The organism is Nocardia transvalensis NBRC 15921, from assembly GCF_000308875.1.
Lineage (GTDB): Bacteria > Actinomycetota > Actinomycetes > Mycobacteriales > Mycobacteriaceae > Nocardia > Nocardia transvalensis.
This window is the reverse complement of record NZ_BAGL01000055.1, coordinates 73,456-96,367: the sequence shown is the minus strand read 5'-3', so window position 1 is coordinate 96,367 and position 22,912 is coordinate 73,456. Positions and strand designations below refer to the sequence as shown.

General features: G+C 68.4%; 21 protein-coding genes. 10 read left to right on the top strand and 11 right to left on the bottom strand.

Annotated elements, in window-relative coordinates; genetic code table 11:
- Positions 1-176 precede the first annotated feature (176 nt).
- Positions 177-1,097 carry an alpha/beta hydrolase gene (locus ON41_RS17230; RefSeq protein ID WP_051161803.1) on the top strand — a complete coding sequence of 307 codons (921 nt, stop codon included), beginning with the start codon at positions 177-179 and terminating at the stop codon, positions 1,095-1,097.
- 19 nt (positions 1,098-1,116) lie between these two features.
- Here the strand turns inward: ON41_RS17230 and ON41_RS17225 are convergent, their stop codons facing one another.
- On the bottom strand, positions 1,117-1,518 hold the full coding sequence (locus ON41_RS17225; RefSeq protein WP_040748658.1) for a PPOX class F420-dependent oxidoreductase: 402 nt from the start codon (positions 1,516-1,518) through the stop codon (positions 1,117-1,119).
- A gap of 127 nt (positions 1,519-1,645) precedes the next feature.
- Here ON41_RS17225 and ON41_RS17220 point away from each other — a divergent pair, with 127 nt between their 5' ends.
- Positions 1,646-2,659, top strand: coding sequence for a sigma-70 family RNA polymerase sigma factor (locus ON41_RS17220; RefSeq protein WP_051161722.1), 1,014 nt, complete (start codon positions 1,646-1,648; stop codon positions 2,657-2,659).
- Here ON41_RS17220 and ON41_RS17215 read toward each other — a convergent pair.
- The 3 genes from ON41_RS17215 to ON41_RS17205 form a co-directional block, all read right to left on the bottom strand.
- Positions 2,650-4,722, bottom strand: a complete 2,073-nt coding sequence (locus tag ON41_RS17215; protein WP_051161720.1) for an AAA family ATPase — start codon at positions 4,720-4,722, stop codon at positions 2,650-2,652. The genes ON41_RS17220 and ON41_RS17215 overlap by 10 nt on opposite strands.
- Positions 4,723-4,734: 12 nt before the next feature.
- A complete protein-coding gene (locus tag ON41_RS17210) occupies positions 4,735-6,054 on the bottom strand; it encodes an FAD-dependent oxidoreductase (protein WP_040748657.1) in 1,320 nt (439 codons plus the stop codon).
- Positions 6,055-6,256: 202 nt separating this feature from the next.
- Positions 6,257-7,462 (bottom strand): cytochrome P450, encoded by a 1,206-nt coding sequence (locus ON41_RS17205; protein ID WP_040748656.1) that lies wholly within the window; start codon positions 7,460-7,462, stop codon positions 6,257-6,259.
- 74 nt (positions 7,463-7,536) lie between these two features.
- Here ON41_RS17205 and ON41_RS39085 point away from each other — a divergent pair, with 74 nt between their 5' ends.
- Positions 7,537-8,163 carry a TetR/AcrR family transcriptional regulator gene (locus ON41_RS39085; RefSeq protein WP_051161718.1) on the top strand — a complete coding sequence of 209 codons (627 nt, stop codon included), beginning with the start codon at positions 7,537-7,539 and terminating at the stop codon, positions 8,161-8,163.
- Between the two features lie 84 nt (positions 8,164-8,247).
- Positions 8,248-8,805 (top strand): TetR/AcrR family transcriptional regulator, encoded by a 558-nt coding sequence (locus ON41_RS17195; RefSeq protein ID WP_040748841.1) that lies wholly within the window; start codon positions 8,248-8,250, stop codon positions 8,803-8,805.
- A 32-nt stretch (positions 8,806-8,837) separates the two neighbouring features.
- On the opposite strand, the gene ON41_RS17190 is transcribed toward ON41_RS17195, so the two are convergent.
- Genes ON41_RS17190 through ON41_RS17165 form a run of 6 tightly spaced genes read right to left on the bottom strand, consistent with a single transcriptional unit; the run spans position 8,838 to position 15,799 of the window.
- On the bottom strand, positions 8,838-10,106 hold the full coding sequence (locus ON41_RS17190; RefSeq protein ID WP_040748655.1) for an MlaD family protein: 1,269 nt from the start codon (positions 10,104-10,106) through the stop codon (positions 8,838-8,840).
- Between the two features lie 20 nt (positions 10,107-10,126).
- Positions 10,127-11,260, bottom strand: coding sequence for an MCE family protein (locus tag ON41_RS17185; protein WP_040748654.1), 1,134 nt, complete (start codon positions 11,258-11,260; stop codon positions 10,127-10,129).
- A 16-nt stretch (positions 11,261-11,276) separates the two neighbouring features.
- Complete coding sequence (locus ON41_RS17180; RefSeq protein WP_051161716.1) at positions 11,277-12,392, bottom strand: MlaD family protein; 1,116 nt, start codon at positions 12,390-12,392, stop codon at positions 11,277-11,279.
- On the bottom strand, positions 12,389-13,444 hold the full coding sequence (locus ON41_RS17175) for an MCE family protein (protein ID WP_051161714.1): 1,056 nt from the start codon (positions 13,442-13,444) through the stop codon (positions 12,389-12,391). The genes ON41_RS17180 and ON41_RS17175 overlap by 4 nt, the downstream gene beginning before the upstream one ends.
- A 7-nt stretch (positions 13,445-13,451) precedes the next feature.
- Positions 13,452-14,489, bottom strand: a complete 1,038-nt coding sequence (locus ON41_RS17170; RefSeq protein WP_040748653.1) for an MCE family protein — start codon at positions 14,487-14,489, stop codon at positions 13,452-13,454.
- Positions 14,486-15,799: an MlaD family protein gene (locus tag ON41_RS17165; RefSeq protein ID WP_040748652.1), complete on the bottom strand. Its 1,314-nt coding sequence runs from the start codon at positions 15,797-15,799 to the stop codon at positions 14,486-14,488. The genes ON41_RS17170 and ON41_RS17165 overlap by 4 nt, the downstream gene beginning before the upstream one ends.
- Before the next feature lie 567 nt (positions 15,800-16,366).
- On the opposite strand from ON41_RS17165, the gene ON41_RS17160 reads away from it, so the two are divergent.
- The 5 genes from ON41_RS17160 (at position 16,367) to ON41_RS17140 (ending at position 20,693) form a co-directional block, all read left to right on the top strand.
- Positions 16,367-17,617, top strand: a complete 1,251-nt coding sequence (locus tag ON41_RS17160) for a cytochrome P450 (protein ID WP_373281349.1) — start codon at positions 16,367-16,369, stop codon at positions 17,615-17,617.
- Between the two features lie 247 nt (positions 17,618-17,864).
- Positions 17,865-18,008, top strand: a complete 144-nt coding sequence (locus ON41_RS17155) for a lasso RiPP family leader peptide-containing protein (RefSeq protein WP_157185504.1) — start codon at positions 17,865-17,867, stop codon at positions 18,006-18,008.
- 70 nt (positions 18,009-18,078) lie between these two features.
- On the top strand, positions 18,079-19,923 hold the full coding sequence (locus ON41_RS17150; protein ID WP_051161710.1) for an asparagine synthase-related protein: 1,845 nt from the start codon (positions 18,079-18,081) through the stop codon (positions 19,921-19,923).
- A 90-nt stretch (positions 19,924-20,013) separates the two neighbouring features.
- The gene (locus tag ON41_RS17145; RefSeq protein WP_040748649.1) at positions 20,014-20,271 is read left to right on the top strand and encodes a lasso peptide biosynthesis PqqD family chaperone; all 258 of its coding nucleotides are present in this window, start codon (positions 20,014-20,016) and stop codon (positions 20,269-20,271) included.
- Positions 20,268-20,693 carry a lasso peptide biosynthesis B2 protein gene (locus ON41_RS17140; protein ID WP_051161708.1) on the top strand — a complete coding sequence of 142 codons (426 nt, stop codon included), beginning with the start codon at positions 20,268-20,270 and terminating at the stop codon, positions 20,691-20,693. Before ON41_RS17145 ends, ON41_RS17140 begins: the two co-directional genes overlap by 4 nt.
- Positions 20,694-20,916: 223 nt before the next feature.
- Here ON41_RS17140 and ON41_RS17135 read toward each other — a convergent pair whose 3' ends face one another.
- Positions 20,917-21,684: an IclR family transcriptional regulator gene (locus ON41_RS17135; RefSeq protein WP_051161706.1), complete on the bottom strand. Its 768-nt coding sequence runs from the start codon at positions 21,682-21,684 to the stop codon at positions 20,917-20,919.
- Positions 21,685-21,874: 190 nt separating this feature from the next.
- Here ON41_RS17135 and ON41_RS17130 point away from each other — a divergent pair, with 190 nt between their 5' ends.
- Positions 21,875-22,912, top strand: coding sequence for an NrtA/SsuA/CpmA family ABC transporter substrate-binding protein (locus tag ON41_RS17130; RefSeq protein WP_040748647.1), 1,038 nt, complete (start codon positions 21,875-21,877; stop codon positions 22,910-22,912).

Sequence of the window (22,912 nt, the reverse complement as noted above, 5' to 3'; positions counted from 1 at the left end):
GCGTCTCACGGCCGGGCGTCTTCCCGGTCGTGGCTGGTCCTGCCCGGTGAATCTAGGCTGGGCAGCCGTCGGAGTTCGGGTCTTCGGCAGTGTGCCGGGCAGTAGTGGGGAGGTGTGGTGTGACGGGATATTCGAGCCGACGGCCACGGCTGGGGAAGGCCGGTGTCGTCGCGGTCATGGTCTTGGTGATGTCGTGGATCACTGGGGGTGTGGCCGCGGCCGAGCCGGTTCACGCACCGGTGCGGCGGGCGCCGGCGGGCGGATTCCAGGAACTGTCCGTGCCTTCCAGCATGGGGCCGATCAAGATTCAGGTGCAGTGGGCGGCGCGCGGCGGCAGCGCGGCGCTGTATGTGCTCGACGGGCTGCGTGCGCCGGCCGATCACAGCCAGTGGACGACCGACACCGACGCGCTGCGCCGATTCGCGGGCGACGACGTCACGGTGGTGTTCCCGGTCGGCGGCCGCTCGAGCTTCTATACCGACTGGCACCGGCCGAGCAGCACCAATCGGCAAGCGACGACATACCGGTGGGAGACGTTCCTCACCACCGAATTGCCCGCTTTCCTTGCGCGTTACGGCGTTTCGCGCGCCAACAACGCCATCGTCGGCGCCTCCATGGGTGGGAATGCCGCGCTGACGCTGGCCGCTCACCACCGCGACCAGTTCACCTTCGCCGGATCGTTCTCGGGGTTCCTGCACCCGACCTTCCCGATGTGGGACGAGGCGATGCGCGCGGCCATGTGGGACGAGGGCAACTTCAACGTCGACGACATGTGGGGTCCCGCAAGCGATCCCGCCTGGCGTCGCAACGACGCCACCGAACAGGCCGAACTGCTGCGCGGGCTCCCGATGTACGTCTCGGCCGGTAACGGCGTGCCGGGCCCGCTGGATCTGCCCAGCGGCGTCGGCAACACGGTGAATGCCATGGGCCTGGACGCGTTGGCGATGGTGGCGACGCAGATGTTCCGAGATCGACTGGCGGCGTTGGGCATTGCCGCGCGCGTCGATATCGTCAACGGGACCCACACCTGGCCGTACTGGCAGGAGGCGCTGGCGACGGCGCGTCCGATGATTCTCGAAGCCCTCGGCGCCGGCTGACCCGATCGATACCGGGAATTCAGTCGTTCGCGGGCGGCCAGACGTAGAAGCGTTCCGGGGTGATCCGCACGATCAAGCGCTCGGCGTCCGGTTCCGGGGGCGGGGTGGCGCCGTTCATGTAGCGGTCGTACATCTCGTGCAGCAGCACCTTGCCCGGGTCGGCGGTGATGTCGACGCGGCCCCGGACCTCGACGTAGCGGCCGTCGTCCCGGCCGTACAGCAGCAGGCTGACGCGCGGATCGCGCCGCATGTTGCGGGTCTTCAACCGGCCCTCGATGGTGCTGAACACGAGGGCGTCGTCGTCGTACTTCACGAAGATCACCGACGATTGCGGGCGTCCGTCGGCGTTGGTGGTGGCGAGAATCGCCGCGTGCGGCCCATCGATGATGGTGCGGGCCGCGAGGTGCGAGGCGGTGGTCATGCCGGTCCTTTCGTTCGGGTTGCGGGGATATGGACCACGGCCGCTCGGAAAAGGAATCGGGTCGAGCCGAAAATTTCGTGCACCGCGTCCGCGATACAGTCCCGGCGTCCCGGAAAGGAAGGTCGTCGTGCCGACGGAGGACCGCTCACCGAACGCCGAATTCACCGCGCTCACGCAGCCGCACCGGCGCGAACTACTGGCGTATTGCTACCGCATGCTCGGCTCGCACGACGATGCCGAGGACCTGGTGCAGGAGATATACCTGCGGGCCTGGCGCGGCTACGGCGGATTCGAGGCGCGCTCCTCGGTCCGGACGTGGCTCTACCGCATCGCCACCAACGCGTGCCTGACGGCGCTGGCGCACCGCAGCCGCCGCGTACTCCCGTCGGGCCTCGACACCGCCAGCGCAAACCCTTATGCCACACCGGATTCCGCCGACACCCGCACCGAATGGCTGGGGCCGCTGCCGGACGCCCTGGTGACACCCGCGTCCGACGATCCGGCGGCCGTGGCCGTGACCCGCGACAGTCTCCGGCTGGCGCTGATCGCCATGCTCCAGCAGCTGTCGGGACGTCAGCGCGCCGTGCTGATACTGCGCGACGTGCTGGACTTCCCGGCCGCCGAGGTCGCGGACCTGCTCGGCACCAGTACCGCCGCGGTCAAGAGCACCCTGCAACGCGCCCGCGCCCGTCTCGACGGTCTCGCGGATATCGCGGCACGCCGGAACGAGCCGACCGACCCGCGCGGCCGCGCCCTGCTCGACGAATACATCGCCGCGTTCGAGAGCGCCGACGCCGCCCGGCTCGAGCGCATTCTGCACCGGGACGCGGTGATCGAGATGCCGCCGTCGCGAACCTGGTTCTCCGGCAAGCGGACGTGTGTCGCCTACCTCGCGAACCAGGTGCTCGGCGTACCCGGCACCTGGCGGATGCTCCCCACCACGGTCAACGGCCAGCCCGCCGCCGCGGCCTACCTCCGGGACGACAGGGGGGACTACGTCGCCTTCGGAATCGGCGTTCTGACAACGGAATCCGGCGAGATCACCCGGATCACCGTGTTCGGCGATCCGGAACTCGTGCGCCGCTGCGGATTCCCGGCGAACGACCCCGCGAGCCGAAGCCGCCGGACAGCTCAGGGCTGACAGCTGTCGATCCGCGCCGCGGCGGACGGGGGATCGTCTCCGTAGAGTTCCCGCTCCCACAGTTCGGCGGCCACTCGCTCGACCCCCTGGGTGAGGTGGCGGCGGTAGGTGGAGAAGGGGAGCCCGAGGACCTCGGCCGCTCGTTCCTGCGTCGGGGCCGGGTGGAGATAGGTGCGATCGAGAACGCGGTGGAGTTTGCCCGCGCGCGGGTCGGCCCGCAGCGATGCGATGATCGTCGTGAGCATCTCGCGCAACGCGTCGCCGGTGGCGCCGCCGGGACAGGCCCGGACAACTCGCGACCGCAGCAGCGGATTGCGGTCGAGGCGGCCGCCGCGACCCAGTTCGCGCAGGGCCGCGCGGACCGCGTCGGTGAATTCCGGTTGCGAGAGAACGAGTTCGGGGTCGGGCTGCGCCGATCGGGTGGGGCCGGGGCCGACGACACGGTCGTTGGTCAGCTCCAGCCACTGCTCGATGCCGACCCGGCGCCAATCGTGGGCGTACACCGCGTAACTCAGCCCGCCGATCGGGTAGTCGGTCGCGCGGTGGAAGTCGATGTGGTTCATGAACGGCTCCCAGTCGTCCGAGGCGGCGAACGCGCCGATGAAATCCCACGTCGCGCCCCGCTGAGACAGCCACGCGTGGGTGGAGAACGCGGTCACCACGTTCATCGTCGGGGAGGGGAGCTGGTTCATGTCGGCGTCGACGAGGAATCGCCCGGCGTGTACCGGCGCTCCGGGCCTGGGCGGACCGTACCGTGTGGCGTAGTCCCACATGGCGCGGGTGCCGGGGTCGCCGGCCAGGTCGGCCTCGGTCGCCTCGTGCAGGGCGAGGCGGCAGAAGTAGCCGACCGGCGCGCTGCCCGATCCGCGCACGGCGACAAAGCGTTCGGGCTGGCGGGCCAGCCAGTATTCGACCAGATCCGCCTGGTCGGACCCCTGGTGGCGCTTCGTCATCGCCAGCATCGACTCCCGGTCGGACGGCCGATACCGGTCGGGGAACGCGCGCCCGAACGTCGACCAGTCCCAGTAGCCCGAGATCGCCGGATTGTGCCGATGCAGGAACACCAGGTCCGCGATCGGCGGGCCGCCCTGGTCGCTGCTGTCGAGCAGGCCGATGAGATGACCGCGGACCCGCTGGTGGATGGCAGCATACGATTCCGGGTCACGCCAGCGCAGGTCGGCGTCGAGCACGTCGCGGGCGATGTCGTGGGGAGCCAGCCCGACCGGGCCGTGCTCCATGATCGCCAATCCGCGCAGCCACTCGAACACTTCGGCGCAGCCGGGTTCCCCGATCGCGGCCCGTAGCAGCGCCTCGGTGGTGTGGCGGACGTGCGCGCACACTTCGAGCGCGACACGGTGGCGTGGCCCGGGTACCGAGTCGACGAACCGTTCCAGGAGTGCTCGCACCGCGTCCGGCGCCTCGACCAGACTCGCCGGCAGTTCGCTCGAGGTCTGCCGCACGACATCGACCAGCAGCGACAAGGCGAGCGGATGGCCGTGGGTGAGCGCGAGTATCCGCTCGTGCGAGTCCTCGTCGACCGCGGCGGCGCGCAGATAGGCGCGGGCCTCGTCCGGGGCGAGGTTGCGCAGCGAGATCACTCGCAGCAGCTCCCGCCAGCCCGGATCGTTCGACCAGGCCCGCCCCGGTGGGTACCGGCCCGCGACCACGACCAGCGCCGTGGTGGGCAGCCCGGGCAGGAACGTTTCCCGCAGCCAATCCTCCAGGGGCGTAAGGCGTTCGAACGTGTCGATGAACAGGACGAACCTGGCCCCGGCCGGATCGAGAGCGCTGCGGAAGGCCTCGGGCGTCGGTTCCGCGGTGCGGCCGTCGATCCGGGCGGTGCGCACGCCGGCGGCCTCGGCCACCTCGGCCAATTCCGCGAGCAGCGCGGTCTTCCCGACGCCACCGGGACCGTAGAGATAGAGGACGGTGAACAGGGGTTCCTCGGTCGCGAGCGCCGCGCGGAACAACTCCACCTCACCCGTGCGCCCTACGAACCGGCGCCGCCGCGCCGACCGCAGTCGGTCGGCGACCGTTCGCGACGGCGTCGAAGGAATCGTCATTTGCCCTGTGTATCAGCATCCGAGCAGTACCCGGGCGAGAACGCCCGGCCGTAGCAACGCCCTCGGCGCATCGACGAACGTCGACACGCGGAGGAACCGCGCGGCCACCACCGGGTCGTGCCTGCCGACCTCCAGTAGTTGCCGCACACAGCGATTCGCCACGCGAACCCGGAGCGATCGCGGCCCCTCCACCAGCGGCTGAGTGAGGTCCTGTCCGACCGCCAGTTGCCAGGCGACCCGCACCGGTGCGGCGGCGGCGCGAAAGTACCGGCGTTCCAGGTCCTCACCGTTGTCACGCAGGGCTTGCCGCAGCGCCGTCGCCTCGAGCGCCGTCACCGACATGCCCTGGGCGTAGATCGGATTGAATCCGCACAGCGCGTCACCGAGTGCGATCAGCCCGCGCGGCAACCGGGCCGCCCGGTCGTAGCGGCGTCGGCGGTTGGCGTCGTAGCGATAGGTCGCCACCTTCGACAGCGGCTCGGCGTGGCGAAGCGCGTCGAGGACGTGCGCCGGAACGTATCCTTCGACGCCGTCGACCATCGAGTCGAATGTGCTGCCCGGGTGGTTGTTCCGGTAGCCGGTGGCAGTGAACAGCCAGGTTTCGTCCTCGGTGGCCAGCAGCGCCATGCCGGTGGGGCGGACCGGTGTCGGGCCGATGAGCACGATCTTCTCGGGCTCGGTGCCGGGTTCCAACCGCAACCGCACGCTCGAGTAGCCGATGTGCACGGCGACCGAGTCCTCGGCGAGGGCGCCGTAGCCGAGTTCGGTGAGCCAGACCGGGACTCGGGTGCCCCGGCCCATCGCATCCACCACGAGGTCGGCCGCGAGCACCTCCTCCGCGCTCCCCGGGATGCGGGCCATGATCCGCACGGCGTCGATGCGCTCGCCGTGCGGCGTGGGCACCAGGCCCACCACATCGCGCCCGTCCGCGATCCGGACCGACGGGAGCGCCACGACCCGCTCCCTGATCCGCCGTTCCAGGTGCGGCCGGGTCGGCAGATGCGTACGAACTCCGGGTTCGACAGCGGCCGAGAGCCGGTTGCCCGCGATCGAGAAATACAACTCGGTGTAGTCCTCGATCACCTTCGACCCCTGCGCGACGAGTTCCGCCAGCAGCCCGGGAAACAGCGCTTCCAGTGCCTGCGACCCGCCCGGCAGCAGCGCGTGCACGTGCTTGCCCTGCGGTACACCCCGGCGGGGCCCCGGCACGTCGTCGAACCGGTCGCGTTCGACGACGGTGACCCGGTCGTAGGCGTCCGACAGCACCCGCGCGGCGAGCAGACCCGCCAAGCTCGCGCCGAGGACCACCGCATGCTCACCTCTGCGAATCATCGCTCTCCTCCTGATGTTTCAGCGACGACGGCAAGCATGGGGCTCGGCATTGCTCGATTACCAGCCCATTTCACTGCTCGTTCGTTGTTTCCAGACCTCGGCCGCTACCGCGTGTTGTTGCGGTGCGGATCGTGTGTATCGCGTTGTGGCGCAGGCTCTGTGCGAGTGTGGTGGCGGCGGGCAGGGGAGTCGGGTGTCGCGCTCATGTGGGGGTCACCGACAGATTCAGGTGGGCCAGGCGCCGCACGATCAGGCTGGGAACGTAGGCCGGTTCGGGTTCTCGCTGTACGACGGTGCTGGTCGTGTCCAGCAAGATGCGTACGGCCCGAACGGCTTCCGCGCGGGCGAGGTGAGCGCCGAGACAGAAGTGGATGCCGCGACCGAAGCTGTGGTGCTGTGTCGGCCGGGCGCGGTCGAGGTCGACGTCGCCAGGGTGGTCGAAGATGCGGGGGTCGCGATTGGACGCACCCCACATCAACATCAGCCGGGCGCCCTGTTCCAGGCGCACCCCGGCCAGGCGCGTGGCCGTGGTGGTAACACGAAAATGCCCACGGAACGGGCTCTCGATACGCACCGCCTCCTCCACGAGCGCGCCGATACGCCCGGGATCGGCACGCACCGACCGCTGCAGATCCTGGTCCCGGCTCAGGAGTCGGACCGCCGTCCCGAGCAGGCTCGTGGTCGATTCGGCGCCCGCGGTCACCAGTTGCACCAGCAGCATGGCGCCTTGGTCGCGCCGGAGCGTCCCCGAGGCGACGGCCGCGGCGACGGTGTCCAGCACACCGCCGGACGCTCCCGGGCGGACGTCGTCGAGCCGGGCGCCGAGGTAATCGGCGAACTCCAGCACCGCCAGCGCCGCCCGGCCCGCGCGCTCGGGGTCGGCGACACCGGAGACCAGGTCGATCGCCGCGTCCGACCACTCGGCCAGCCGCCGGTGATCGGCAGCCGGCAGCCCGATCAGCCGGGCGATCACCTCGACCGGGACCCGGTGGGCGACCGCACTCATCCAGTCCCCGCCGCCTGCGGCGACCAGTCCGGCGACAGCGGGAGCGACGGCGGCGTCGATCGTGCCGGTCAGCTGCGCCACCGAGCCCGGACCGAACCACGACCGCACCAGGGCCCGCTGCGCGGTGTGCGCCGGCGGATCCGCGGTCGCCAGCACATCCAGGCCGCCATCGGTGCCGGACACCGATACCGTCGTCGACCCCGACGCCGCCGAGAGCATCGCGACCAGGTTGCTCGAATAGGTCTGCGGGTCGGCCAGAACGGTGCGGATCGCATCGAATCCCAGCACCACGTACATGCGCTGATCGGGCGAAAAATGGACGTCACCGGTTCCGCGCAGCTCCTCGATCACCGGATAGGGATCGTCGAGCGCGGCCGGGGAGAACAGGTCGGACACGGTCATGGCGGATACCGTCCTTTCACACGTGATATAACGTGTTATACAACATGTAGGGCCGACTGCGGTACCCTCGACCGGTGAACGATGACGCTGCCGCCCTGCTGCGCGAGTCGCGCGATTCTCTGCGTGTGGTGCGCGAATTCGGTCCGGCTGAACGGGAACGGCGTAACGACATCGCCGCGGTCGCCCGCACGCTGGCGTCGCGCAACGGCTACAAGGGTGTCACCATCCGTGCTGTCGCCGCGGCGGCGGGAACCACGCCGGTCACCGTGTACCGATACTTCGGTTCCAAAGACGGCCTGATCCAGCATCTGATGGCCGAGTGGGCGCTCGGGGCCCTCGATCGCCTCACGCGGCTGCCCGCGGATCCCGACGCCGGCATCGCCGACCGAGTCGCGACCGCGTTCACCCGGCTCCTCGACTGGGCTGCCGAGGATTGCAATTTGCTGCAGGCCGGGATGAATTCGGTGCACAGCGGGGACGGCCCCGGCATCGGAGTGTGGCGTCCGTTGTTCACCGAACTTGTGCGCGCCGCGGTCGCCGACCCCGACTGGACAGACGATCACGATCGCGCGCTGGTGCTGGGCCACGTGCTGACGACGTGTCTGCTGGACCTCACGACCAACCCCGCCAACATCTCCGATATTCGTCATGTCATCTCCCGCGCAGCACATCTGCTGTTCGACGAGCACCGCGAGCAGTGAATTCGAGAGTATTACTCGCCGGATACTGTCATAATCGTCCGCGTCGAATGTATCCGTACGATCGAGCCGAGGGATGTGCGTGCCGTGGCATCGAAAGATTGGCTGATCGGACGCGATCGCAGCGCAGCGGCGTCGCACCGCATCTACGCCGCGGCAGCCGAATTGATCGCGCGTGACGGATTCGACAAGTTCACCATCGACGCTTTGGCCGCGAAAATTCATTGTTCACCCGCCACGATATATCGCCATGCCGGTGGCAAAGCCGCCATACGGGAAGCGGTGCTCGGCATTTTCTCCGCGCGGGTCGTCAACCTGGTCCGCGACAGTATTCGGGATCTCGACGGCCCGGAGCGGGTGGTCACCGCCGTCATCGTAGCGCTGCAACGGATCCGGTCGGATCCGCTGGGCCCGATGATGATGAATTCGATAATGAGCAAACACGAGGGTGAATGGCTTGTCGAATCGTCCGCGGTGGAGGGTCTCGCCGACGAGATGATCGGGCGGCCGTTACGGGACCCGTCGGCGGCACAGTGGCTCATCCGCGTGGTCTTCATGTTGTGGCGCTGGCCGGTGAAGGATCCCGAGGCGGAATGCCGGATGATCCGGACGTTCCTGGCGCCCGGGTTTGCCGACGGTATTTGACCGGCAGATCGCCGACGGCGCGGATTCCGTAGTCATTTGGGCGGTGGCACGGAGCCCCGTTGTGCGGGCCACCCGCCGTCGGGGGTCGGGATGCTGAGGGGCCCGGTCGGTGTCGGATCGGCCCGCCGCAGCGGGTCCGCGCCGGGTGGTGCGGTGGCGGTGTTGTCGCCGGGCGGGCGCGGGGCGTTCGCGGCACCGCGGGGGAGGATCGACGGGTCGGCGTTCGGGCAGCGTGCGTGCAGGTACGGCTCCGGGAAGTCCGGTACGGAGCCGGGCAGCCTGGGAAGGTCGTAGTCGCATGCGTATTTCGGGTACGCGCTCACCAATGCCCAGGCGGCATTGTCGTGCAGGCCCGTGCCGATGGCGTCGAGAGTCGAGCCGGTGCGTTGCTGCGGGAAGAAGAACTCCTGCAGGGCGGGAGTGTGTACGTAGGCCATTTGCGAAGTGGTGGCAAGGTTTCCGAGTAACTGCACCATGGTCGGTGAGTTGTCGGCGATAAGGGTGTCCACTGCGGTGAGAGCCTGCGGGGTGGTGCCGAGGAGAGTCTCGTAGCCGCCGGTCATCGATGACATGCCCGCTGTCGTCCGCGACAGGTTCTGGGCGGTCGCCCGCAGGCCCCCGGCCGTGTCGCCGAGGGTGGTGAGGACCGTCTTGCTGTTGTGCAGCAGCGAAACCGTCTGGGGCAGTACCGAATCCAGGGTGGACAGCAGGAACATGCCGCCCTCCAGGATGGCCGCGAGCTTGTCGGGGCCCGCCGAACTCGTTCCGAGTTCGCGCGTGATGGCCTCGACGCGTCCCGGATCGATTTGCGTCAAGGTGCCGTCGAGGTGGGCGAGGAGGGTGGTCAGCGTGGTCGGGGTCGAGGTCTGTCGCTGGGCGACAACGGATCCGTCGGTCAGGTACGGCCCGGCATCGAGAGCGGGAACGAAGTCGAGGTATTGCTCGCCGGCGGCCGACAGGGACGCGACTCGCACAGTCGCCGTGGCCGGGATCCGCGTGCCGGAGTCGACGGCGGCGACAGCGACGATCGTGTCGCCGACCGCGTCGACCGACTGCACCCGCCCTACCCGCACGCCGCGGATCGTGACGTCCTGGCCGGCGAGCAGGCCGCCGGACTGCCCCAATTCGACTCGCACCCGGTACTGCGACCGGAGCGGGTCGAGCCGCAACGAACCCAGCACGAGATAGCCGGTGCTGAGGACGAAAACCAGCACCAGGGCGAGCAACGAGGTCAGCGTTCGGTGCCGGGCCAGGCGTCGCGCGATGTATACCAGCACTCGGGCCGGACGTTCGAAAACCATGTGCCGCACGCCTCCTCGCGTCATCGGACCGGCTCGACCTTGTTCTTCAGTCGGTCGAGGGTGTATCGCAGCGACCCGATGAAACTCGCCCAGTCCGTGGCGTCGGGCATTCTGCCGCCGGAATCGGCGGGTGTGTTCGGGTCGGGCACCGCGCCCGCCGCGAGCCGGACGACATCGACATCCACGTGTGCCGACGAGGCGTCGGTGACCTTCAGAATGATCGGGATGATGCTGTTGAGCGCGTCGAGATCGGCCTCGGGGTTGTTCGCGGCGACGTTCAACCCGTCGGCCAGCCTGTTCATCGAGTCGACCAGGCTGCGGTCGCTGGTCCCGTTCACCGACGGGTATCGGTCGAGTTGCCGCGCAATACGATTCACCTGGCCGATCAGGTCGACGAGTTGCTGGGTGTTGTCGCCGATGACCTGCGAGGCGGGTGCGGCCGCAGCGACGGCGTCGCTGAGGTCGCCGCGCTGTGCCGCCGCCGTCGCGCTGAGATCCGCGGCGCCGGCCAGGATGGCGCGGATGCGGTCGGAGCGGGCCGCGAGGTTGTTCACCAGATCCCTGGTCTGTTCGATCAGGGCGCCCAGCCGGTCGCCGCGACCGCCGACGGCCTGGCCGAGGTTGTTGGCCAGGCTCGTGACGTTCTCGATGGCTCCGCCGTTGACGAGTAGCGATGCCTTGGTGAGCACCTCTTCGATGGTCGCGGCCGCGGAGGTCTGCGGCAGCGGAATATTCGCGCCGTCACCGAGATCCGGGGCGCCGGGGTCCGGGTGGGCGGGGGGTGTCAGTGCCACGAAGACGTCGCCCATCGGGGTCGCAGAGCGCAGTTCGGCGGTGGTCCCCGCGGGCAGTTGCACGCCGGACGCGATGCGCATCGAGACGACGGCCGTGTAGTTCTCGGCTCGCATCGATTCGACCTGTCCGATATCCGCGCCGTTGAACCGGACGCGTGCCATGGTGGGCAGATTGAGGGCGTTGGCGAAGGTGGCTGTCACCGCGTAGCCCTCGACACCGGGGGCCGGCAGTGGCAGCTTGTCCAGGCTCACCGAACATCCGGTGGCCGACCACGCGGTCACCGCGACCGCCACCGTCGCGGTGACGCCCAGCAGCCGTCGGCGTGGGCTCCGGTGTCTCGTGCCGAATATCGCTTTCATCGTTTCGCCGTCCCTGCTATTTCGGCGGTGCTCCCGCGATCACGGAGAGCATCCGGCCGATTCCGAAGTCCGGACCCATATCGCGCGGGGTTCCGGTCGCGCAGCCGAGTTCCGTCACACCCAGCAGGTTGCACACCGCCTTGAGCATCTGCCCGTCCAGGAAGAATTTGTCCAGGCTCACGGTGCCGCGCAGCGCGCCGATGTTCTGATCGATCGCGTTGTAGGCGTTATCGGTCACCAGCGGGAAGACGTCGAGGAATTCCGCGAGGTTGTCGTTGTAGTCCGCCATAGACGTGGTCATGGTGTTCGCGTTGCCCGCCAGGTTCTTCAGATTGCCTCGATTACGTTCGAGCAGTTCGGTCATCCGGATGAGAATCTGGTTGAGCTTCGTCCCGGTGTCGCCGGCTCCCAGGTTCTGCTCGGCGAGGATGCCGCTGAGGGTGTGGACGCCGGAGCCGAAGTCGCGCAGGGCCTGATCGTTGCGGGACGCGGCCGCGGTGAGCGTGTCGAGGTTCCGCACGATGGTGGTCACGGCGGCGCGGGTGGCCTCGCCGTGGTCCGGGCCGAGTTGCAGGGCGCGGGTCAATTCGGTCATCGCGGCACGCAACTCGTTTCCGTTGCCGACCGCGATCTTCGAGCCGACGTCCAGGAGTCCGGCGACCGGTCCTCCGCCCGTGCCGTCGCCTCGGAGCGAGGTCGACAGTTTGTCGGCCATCGCCAGCAAGCTGTCGAACTCCACCGGAACCCTGGTGCGGTCGGGCCCGAGCACAGCGCCGTCTCGCAGGGCGGGACCGTCGCGGTAGACGGGCGTGAGTTCGATGTGGCGGTCGGTCAGCAGGGAGTCCGAGACGGTGACCGCCCGAGCGTCGGCGGGAACCCTGACCTGTTTGTCGACGGTCATGGCGACCTCGACGTAGCTCACGCGGTCGGTGATGCGGGTGACCGTTCCGACTCGCATACCCAGCACCGAGACCGGGTTGCCGACGTAGAGGCCGCTCGCACTGGGGAACTGGGCGGTCACCGTGATCGACGTATCGGCCAAGCCGGGGACCGGGGCGCTCGAACAACCCGCCACGACCGCGCCGAGCAAGGCGACGACGGCGAGTTTCACGCTCCGCACGATGCCGCTCATTTGCAGTCCTGGAAGTAGGTGGGTTGGTTGACCTTCTGCGCGTAGCCGCTCAGCGCGCACATGAACGAATCGATGAACGCGCCGTCGGGTCCGTTGCCCACCAGCTCCTGACCGGTCCCGGTGGCATTCGCGAACAGCCGCCACGGCACCGGCAGGATCTGCAGGATGTTGCGCAACAGATCGTCGTGACCGGCGATCATCCCGGTCATCTGCGTCAGGTTGTCGAGCAGCTGCTGGATCTCGGGTTGGTCGTCCACGGCTATCGGTTTCAGCTGCTGCACCAGACCGGTCGCGGCGTCGAGTAAGCCCACGATGGCCTGCTGCCGGGAAATCAACTGCTGCAGTACATTCCGGCCCTGGGTGATCATGCCCGCGAGTTCGGCCTGTTGGTCACGCAGCAGCGACGTGACCTGGTCGGTGCTGGTCAACAGTTGCCCGAGCTGGGCGCGCCGGTCGCCGATCACCGCGGCGAGGGTCTTCATGTTCCGCAACGTCTCGGGGACCAGCGCCGGGGCGCTGTGCAGCTGGTCGGTCAGCGCGCTCATCGTCTGGGCGACCTGGTCGGCGTCGATGCTGCCGAAGGTGGTCGTCGCGTTCTGCAAGGCTGTTTCCAGGTCGTAGGGAACCTCGGTGTGGGACAGCACGATCGCGTTGCCCGGCAGGTGACCGGCACCCGCCGGACGCAGTTCGATGTAGCGCGACCCGAGCAGCGTCGTCAGTTTGATCGCCGCGCCGGTATCGGCCCCCAGCGGCAGGCCGCGGTTGAGCTTCATGGTTACCACGACGTGGTCGCCTGCCAGCTTCGTCCCGGTGACATTTCCGACCTCGATGCCGGCCAGCGTCACCCCGTCGCCGGCGCTCACCCCGGCGGCCTGCGCGAAGTCCGCCCGATAGGTCTCCTTACCCAGGTGCAGCGAATTGACGAACACCGTCACCCCGACCACGACCGCGAGCACGACGACCGCGGCCAGGCCGATACGCAGCTTGCTCAGATCCTCCAGCGGACGCCCGCGCCCGCTCCGGCGCGGCAGGATTCGCTTCCCACACACCATGACAACCTCACCTACAGATCCCTGAGTGCTCGACACGGCCGCTGGGCGTCGCCTGCCCCAGAATCGCCGACATCAGCGGATCGACACCCGGAATCATGCTCACCTTCACCTCGCACACGTACGCGTCCAGGTAGGCGCCGTTGTCGGTGATGCGGGCCAGCCCCTTCAGCAGGTACGGCAGGTTGAAGCCCACGTAGGCGAACTTGTCCTTGTTGTCGATGAAATGCTGGGCGAATCCCGGTTCGCGGTCGACGAACCGGTTCAGCGCGGGGCTCGCGCCGCGTACCGTGTCCGCCGCCCGGACCAACGTGCCGGAAATCGCGTCGATCTGTCCGAACAACTGGTCGCGCTGCCGCGCCAGTCCGTCGAAGATCCGGCGGGTCTGCTGCAGAACGGTTTTCAGGTTGCCGTTCTGCGCCGACAGGTCCCCGAGCACCCCGCTGAGATTGTCGATCACCAGCCCCAGGATCTGATCCGGACCGGCGAATGCCTGTGCCAGCGAGGCGGTTTCGGCGATCAGTGTGGTGATCGCGCCGTCGTCGCCCTGAAGTGCCCGCACCACTGCCGCGCTGATGTTGTCGACCTGCTGCGGATCGAGCACGCTGAACAGCGGCTCGAAACCGTTGAGCAGCTTGGAGATATCGAACGAGGGCTCGGTGTGCTCGACGGGGATCCGGCCGCCCGGCGCAACGGGCTTCGGATCGCCGAAGTCGCGCAGCGACAATCCGAGGTAACGCTGCCCGATGAGATTCTGATAGGTCACCGACGCCGCCGTATTACCGGAGACCATCTGTCCCTGCTGCACCTCGAAGGTGACCTTCGCGCGGACACCGTCGAGATCGACGGCCTGCACCCGGCCCACCCGCACCCCGGCCATGCGCACGTCGTCCCCGGCGTGCAGGCCCGAGACATCGGTGAAGATCGCGGAGTACGTCTCGGTCTTCCCGCTCACGCTGCGCGACAGCGTCGCGAACATCATCCAAGTCAGCCCGATCGACACCACCAGGAACAGGATCAGGCCCGCCAGCGGCGTGCGATAGCTCATCGCGGACCTCCCGGGGGCGCGGACGAATCATTCGGCGCCGGAGTCACTTTCACGTCATTGCCCCGCAGCAGCGGCCCGAGCAGGATGTCGGCCGCGGCATTCGGTGCACCGCCGAGAACGGCCGCGACCCGCGCCTGCTCCTGCGGGCTGCCGGTCTCACCCACCGTGCCGCCGAGCACGATCGGGCTGGCCGCGGGCGCCGCGTCCGGCCCGATGATCGTGGGTCCGCCGGGCGGGCCGGTCGCACAGCTCGGCCCTGTCAGGTCGCCGTAGCGCGGGCAGTCGGCGCGTGTGTACTGCCGGTGCGGCGTCAGCTCGACGATGACCTTGGCGGTCGCGCGCTGTGTCACGGGATCCCACATTCCGGAGAACGGTCCCGACAGCCGTGCCAGGGAGACTGTCATCTGACTGAAGTTGCGGCTGCCGTCGGCGATCACCGACAACGGTGGCGAGAGTTCCGCGGTGATGCCGGTCAGGTCCGCGGTGTGGTTCTCCAGTGCCGTAGCCACCGTTGCCGAGGTGTCGAGTCCACCGGTCAGCATGGCCTCCAACCGCTGTCGCTGCTGCTCCACGGTCCGCAACGGGAGGACCGAGTTGTGCACGGCGCCAAGGAGATCGGGCGCCGAGGAACGCAACCCGGTCAGTGCCTCCGACAGCGTGTCGAGGGTGGCGCCGGTCCCGTCCGGCGCCATCGCCGCGTTCAGCGCTCCGGAGATCCTGGTCAGTTCGGCGCCCGCTCGGACCGCGTCCTCGCCGTGTCCGGCGGTAGCGCGTTCGATCGCGGTCAGGACACCGAGGGTCGGATCCGACCCGGCCCGGCCTGCGGCGGCGACGATACGGCTCAGTGCGGTCAGCGAGGTCTGCAACCGGACGGTATCCACGCTCCGGTCTTCGGCGATGTGCGCGCCCGCGGCGAGGGAAGCGCCCGGGCCGTTGTACACCAACTGCACCGAGGGCACCGCGAACACGTTGCTCGGCACGACCCGCGCGGTCACGGTCGACGAAATCCCGTGGCTGCGGTCCGGTATCAGATCGATGTGTACCTGGTTCGGGCTCCCGTTTCTCGCCGGTGTCACGCCGTTCACTCGACCGACCAGGAGGCCCTGATACTTCACATCCGATTTCGCCGGCAGACCGTCGCCCACATCGACCAGATCGGCGGTGACGCTGAGGGTCTGCCGGAACGCGCCCCCCGACCGGGCGATCATCAGGCCGGCTGCCGCCGCGCACACGACGAGTACCACGAGACCACGCAGGAACAGATTCCAGCCGGGCAATACTTTACCGTCTGATTCGAATGCGATCGACATCTGCTGTCACCCACTGATTCTCGCCTGCGCCGGCATGAAACTCAGCGTGGACAGCACCGATTCCACGGTCAATGCCATCGGAGGAAGTCGACAACCCTGATTCACCGCTCAGCGACCGCGGGCTTCTCAGGTGAACGTCCCTACCAGGGCACATCACACGAACACAGCTACCGGATTCTCTCACCACGAGAATCTGCGGTAATCGACCTCGTGGACACCGAAGCACGACCGGTGTCTCCCGAGAGCGCGTACGGCGAGCGGACACCGGGCGCCGCGCCGAGAAAAGCCCTTCATCATCGTGAGAACGCCACCCTGCAGTCACCGCTGCAACAGTCCAGCTCACGGCCGTTCGGTGCGAAAAAGGTCACCCGGGGACAAGGCGGCGAGCATCGCAGCTTCCCTTGGCGCCATTGACCGACCGGATCGGTTCGTCCCAGCCTGAAACGGCAACCAGGCCCACCGGCGCCCCGCACAGCCGGACCTACCGAGAGGGCACATCCCATGACCGTGGTACACACCGTGCGAGGCGCCGCCGCCGCAATCAGGCCGATTACCGCAGCGATGCACATGAACCTGACGGGCGCGATACAGGCACGACGCCGCGGCTACCGAGGCTGGGTCGGCGCCGTGAACACCGACTACGACCCATTGGATCCGGCCACGGCGGCCCAGCCGTTCGCCGCCTACCGAGCACTGCACAGTACCGGCCGCGTCCACTACAACCCCGCCCGCGCTACGTGGATCCTGAGCAAGCTCGACGATATCCGTACAGCACTGCGCAACACCGACGCGATCACCAGCAGCCAAGGCGTCACACGGATACGCATGACCGGCGATGTCGTCGTACTGACCGACGGCGAACGGCACACAGAGCTACGCAAACAGGTGCAACCCGGATTCTCCAGAAAAGCACTGGACGATTGGCAGTCTATTACCGAGGAAATCGCCACCGACCTCGTGACCGACGCACTCGCCGATCGCGGCGGCGATATAGTCCAGCGCCTGGCCGTACCGATGCCGCTGCTGCTCATCGCACGAATCCTCGGAATCCCCGATACCGACATCGACGATTTTCGCCATTGGTCGGAAGACGCGGTAAGGATCATCGACTTCTCGCCGACGCCCGTCGGGATCACCGGCACCGTACGGTCCATACGCGCTGTCACCGCATTGCGGCGATACATCCGACAGCAGCTGGCATCCGGCACTCTGAAGGGATCGAACACTATCCTCGGCCGGCTACTCGAACACAGCACCGAGGAAAAACTCACCGACGAAGGACTGTTCTACATCGCGATGCTGCTCCTGATCGCCGGCAACGAAACGACCACGAACCTGCTCGGCGGCATGTTCGACACCCTCGCCCGCAACCCCGACCAATACGACCTCATCCGGTCCGACCCCACTCTGATTCCCATGGCCGTCGAAGAACAACTGCGGATATCGAGCCCCATCCAGAATCTCTACCGATACACCCGGTCCGACCACCGGGTCGGAGACATCACCATTCCCAGCGGCTCGCGCATACTCATATCGTTCGGCGCGGCGAACCGAGATCCCGCGGTCTTCGACAACCCCGACGAGTACCGCGTCCACCGGAACCCCCGGGCACACATGGCATTCGGACACGGACCGCACGCATGCCTCGGCGCGCCCCTGGCCCGCATGGAAGCCCACGCCGTACTCCACCAACTGGTCACCCGCGTCGACCGCATCACGGCGACCGGCCCCACCACCTGGTCGACCAACAGCTCCCTGCGCGGACCCACCCACCTACCGATCCGACTGACCCCGTCACAACCGCGGGCAGATCTGTAACAACCTCCGCTTGTCGGTATGCCTGGGCCTCGTAGGCGGCTCGCAGTCGTCGGCATTCCGCCTGGTGGACATGTGCAGCGGTGTGCGGGCGTACTGAACTCCGGGTTGTCGCGGAAGTCCACGAGGCCGTGAACACCACTGCTCGTGGTCGTCGTGGGACCCCTCCCGTGGCACCGCTATTAGCTTCTGAGGACATCGAACCCGAGAAATGTTCGATGGCCGTAACGACAGAACCGAGGTGCAGACAATGGATTCCGTTCGGAAGGTCGACGAGAACAGCATGTACGAACCACCCCTTCTGGTGGAGATCGGGAAGTTCACCGAACTGACTCGCGGGTCGAGCTACGTGATAATCGAGGGCTACCCGAGCGCGTGGGGGTCGAACTACTAGTCGCCGTTCGGCGATGGCCCACGGCCGCTGCGGTCGTGGGCCACCGCCACCGTTTCGCTGGAGATCAACCATGCGTGCTGGTACACAATCCTGGTTCGTCGCCGCCCCGGACAGTCCCACCGGCGACACGCTCGCCCGCCTGCGGACCCGGGCCGTCCACGTGATCACGCACCCTTCGGGCCGGCCGTGGCTGCTGGGCCGGTGGCACGCGGACGAACTGACGCTGGCCTCGGCCGGCAACACGCTGCTGGCCGTCATCGGCCGGTCCGCCGTGTCGCCCGCGGAACTCGAGACCCACGCTCGGAAGGTGCGCGGAATCGCCGACCTGGCGACGACGGCCCGGACCCTGCACGGCAGCTTCCACCTGGCGGCCTCTCTCGACGGCACCTGCTACCTGCGGGGCACGGCCTCCGGCTCGCGTCGGTGCTACTACACCACGGTCGACGGGGTGACACTTTGCGCGGACCGTGCGCGCACGTTGGCCTGGTTGACCGACGCCGAGGTGGATGTCCGCCGCCTGGCGGCTCATCTCGCCTACCCCGTACTGCCCTATCCGCTCAGCGGACGTTCGATGTTCCGCGGAGTGCACGCCGTCGCGGCCGAGGCGGCCGTGGTGCTGGAGCGCGACGGCGGCCACCGGACGCCACGGTGGTGGCATCCCCCGCCCGTGCACCCGACCCTCGATGAGGGTGCCGCAGCATTGCGGGATGCGCTGCACGACGCGGTGGCGCTGCGGGCACGTCCGGGCGAGGTCATGGGCGCCGACCTGTCCGGCGGCATGGATTCGACGTCAGTCTGCTTTCTGGCCGCGCGAGCGGGCGCCCGGCTGGTCACCGCCACACTGCACTGGTCGGCTCCGGGCAACGAAGACCGCGCCTACGCCGACCATGCCGCCGACCGACTCCCTGGAATCGAACGGCTTGTCTTTCCCGCCGCGGGACCGCCCGGGCTGCTCGCCGGGCTCCGCGACCGCCATGACCCTGCGGACGAACCCATGGGCATCGTCCGAGATCGGGCGCAGCAACGAGCGATCGCCGAACTCATGGTCGCGCAGGGGGCGTCGTGCCGGCTGACCGGCCACGGCGGCGACTATCTGGTACGGCCCCACGTCTTGTACGTGCACGGACTACTGCGCCGCCGACCCCTCGCGGGCCTGCGGCACCTCGAGGGATTGCGGGCGCGCGGCCGCTGGAGCCTGGGCGCGAGCATTCACCTGCTCAGTGACGGCAGCGCCTACTCCGACTGGCTGACCGCGGCGAGCGCCCCGCTGCGCGACACCGCAACGGCACCTGCGTTCCCGCCGACGCCGGGCGAGTGGGGAGAGCGGTTCCGCCTTCCGGCCTGGGTCGACGACGACGCCGCGACCGTGGTCGGCGCGCTCGTGCGCTCCGCCGCGACCGAGGCGGCGCCCCTGTCGGACGATCGCGGGAAACATGCCTGGATACACCAAATTCAGGAAGCGGGCCGCGGCGCCAGAATCCTCGCCCACGTCGCGGGCACGACCGGTCTCGAGACCGACAGCCCGTTCTGCGACGACGCGGTGGTCGACGCCTGCCTGAGCGTGCGGCCCGAACATGCGCGTGACCCCTGGTCGTACAAACCCCTGCTCGCCAAGGCCATGGACGGAATCATTCCGCCGCGAATCGCCAACCGCAGCACGAAAGATCACTGCACGGAGGAATGGTTCGCCGGCCTGCGGGCACATCGGCGCGAGCTCATGGACTGGGTCGAGGACTCACACCTGGTCGCCGCCGGGATCGTCGACGAAACCGCACTGCGTCGCGCAGTCGCCAGCCCGGCCGTGCTCACCGGTGGTTTCACACAACTGGACAACACGTTGGGCGCCGAGGAGTGGCTGCGCGACCTGGCCGCACATCCGGTCCCCGCCTACCTCGCCCACACCGGCCGCGCCTGACGCGATGCTTTCGGAAACGTTGCGGCAGAAAGTCATTCGGGACAGGGCGGCGACTGCGCGACCCGCCACACTTCTAGGGAGGACGTTGAAATGAACCGGCTCCGTGAGGATGTCAGCGTGTGTGCCACCGAAGACGGTGCGGTTCTCCTGGACGAACGAAACGGCCGCTACTGGCAGCTCAACACGACCGGCGCCGAGGTCCTCGCCGCGTTCTTGGAGGGTGCGACAGTCGACGAGATCGCCGGCACGCTGCTCGAAACCCGGTCGGTCAGCCGGCGGCGGGCGGTGGCCGACATCGCGGATCTCCTGACCCGACTGACCGCAGCCGATCTTGTGAGGGCCTCATGACTCACGACCAGATTCTTCCCAGCGACACCCCGCCACCGGTGCTGCACCGCGTGGGGCCCTATGCGGCCGTCACCGCGGCCGGAGTGCTCGCCCGGCTTCCACCCCGCCGCCTCCGCCGCGTCTTGACCGTACTGCGCCGAGGCGCGGCACCGGCAGACTACGATCACGCGCTCCGTGCGCGACGAGCCGTCACCGCGGTCAGCACCAGGTGCGCCGGCCTTTACTGCCTCCAACGTTCCCTCGCCACCGCGGTGCTGTGCCGCCTCCACGGCACCTGGCCGACGTGGCGCACCGGAATACGCACCTCGCCCACCGCGGCGCACGCGTGGGTCGAAGCGGACGGCCGACCGGTGGGCGAACCTCCGGACACGGCCAGCTATCACCCCATGCTCACCGTCGCGCCCGACCCCCGCAGGAGCTGATTCGTCAACCCGCCACTGCCGAGACCTGCGAACCACGTGGTCCACACCGAGACCGCGACGTGCTCACGACCCTCGACTCGGACCTCCGCGTCATGGTGTGCAGCACCCGCCAGGGAACCGACATCGCCTGCACGCTCGACCTGCTCCGCGTCGTCGGATCGGCACAGTTCGGGAGCTGACTACACGGCACGTAATCCGATTCCGGGAAGGCCGACCGGCCGAGTCAGGCTGGGGGCGGTGTGGATTCGGTCTCGGCGAAGCGGTCGGCGATGTCGCGGGCGGTGACTTTCGCGAGGTCGACGAGGAAGGGGACGCGTTCGGGGATCATGAGGGTGGTCGGCCCGCGCAGGCCGAGGGCGAAGCGGCAGCGGCCGGAGCGGTCGAGGACGGGCAGTCCGATGGTGCGGTAGCCGGGGTCGAGTTCTTCGTCGTTGTAGGCGTATCCGCGGGCGCGGGCGTGGTCCAGTTCGGCGCGCAGTTCGACGGGGCCGGAGACCGATCGATCGGTGCCCTCGTCGTAGGGCAGGGCGCGCAATTCGTCGTCGGTGGTGTCCGACCAGGCCAGCAGCACCTTGCCGAGTGCGCTGGCGCGCAGTGGCAACCGCACACCCTGTAGGCGGTGGCCGTCGCTGTCGCGCCAGCGGCTGGTGCCGAGCAGGACCGCGTGGATGCTGTGCCGGATGGCGACCGACGCGCTCGCGCCGGTGGTGTTGGCCAGCTGTTCCAAACACGGTTCGGCGAGGTAGATCCGGTGCTGCCGGTAGGCGATCTGGCCGTATTCCGCGAGTGCGCCGCCCATCCGGTAGCGGCTGGATTCGTCGTCCTTCTCCAGGAATCCGGCCTGTACCAGCGCGGCCAGCAGGCGATGGGTGGTGCTCACCGCCAGCCCCTGCCGGCGGGCCACCTCGGAGACGCCGCGCTCGTGCCCGTCGCGGAAGCAGTCGAGGACCGACAGGGCACGGGCGACGGTCTGCACACCGGAGGCTTCCACGCGAGCGACGGTAGCACAGGCGATCGAACGTCAACGCCCAGAATTTTCCGATATTCGGAAAGCGACTTATAACCCCGCGCAATTCGGTTGTCAATCCTTCCAATCCACGGAAAGGATTACCTCGCGGTGACCGGTGCGGATGCCTAACGTCCGACGGCAGTGATCGGCTCTCCGGAAGAGGTACTCCACGATGTTTGGCACGCGGCACCGCCGCCGGCGTCTCGCGCTCGCGCTCGCTCCCGTGGCGGTGCTGGTCGCCGCGTGTGGCTCGGGGGCGACCACGGGCGCGGACCACGGAACGGTCGTGATCAAGGTCGCCGACCCCGGGAACGAGGGCCCGCTGGCGGTCGGGAAACGGGACGGCACCTTCGACAAGGCGCTGGCGCCGTTGGGCGCGCGCATCGAATGGGTCACCACCACACCGGGTTTCAGCTCCATGCTGAAACTGTTCAACACCGGCCAGCTCGACGTGTCGGGGGCCGCGTTCAGCCCGGTGGTCGGCGCGCTGTCCAAGGATGTCGCGGTGCGGATCGTGGCGGTCCAGGATCCGGCGGGCAAGGATCAGAGCGGCATCATCGCGACTCGTGATTCCGGTATCCGCGCGGTGCCCGACCTGATCGGGAAGCGGGTGGCGGTCAACGCGGCGGCCAAGGGTGAATACATCCTGCTGAAGGCGCTGGCCCAGGCCGGTGTCCCCGCGGACAAGGTGACCCGGGTTCCCTTGCAGCAGAAGGACGCCGCCCCCGCCTTCGCCACCGGCAAGGTCGACGCGTGGGCCTCGTTCCTACAGCCCTACCAGGAGGCCAAGGCCAACGGCGGGGTGGAGATCGCCACCGAGCAGAGCATCGGATCCAAGGACAACTCGGTCGTCGTCTTCCGCACCGAGGTCCTCGACGGGCATCCGGATATCGCCGCCAAATACCTCGAGGTGTTGCAGGAGCTGACCGCGCGCCAGCGCACCGATCCCGCGGCATTCGAGAACGTCTTCGAGACGACGGGCCCGCGGGCGCTGTCGGGCCAGCGGCTGGCGGACGCGCTGCGGGTCGGTGCGGAGGCCACGGTGCCGCGGTTGCCGCTGGACTCCGACGCCGACGCACTGGCGGACGTGGTGGACCTGTTCTATGCCAACGGTGTCGTCTCGCGCAAGATCACCGCCGCCGACATCTTCTACGACCTGCGCTCGAAACTGACGCCCGAGCAACTGGGCGCCCTGCGGGCAGGGCAGTGA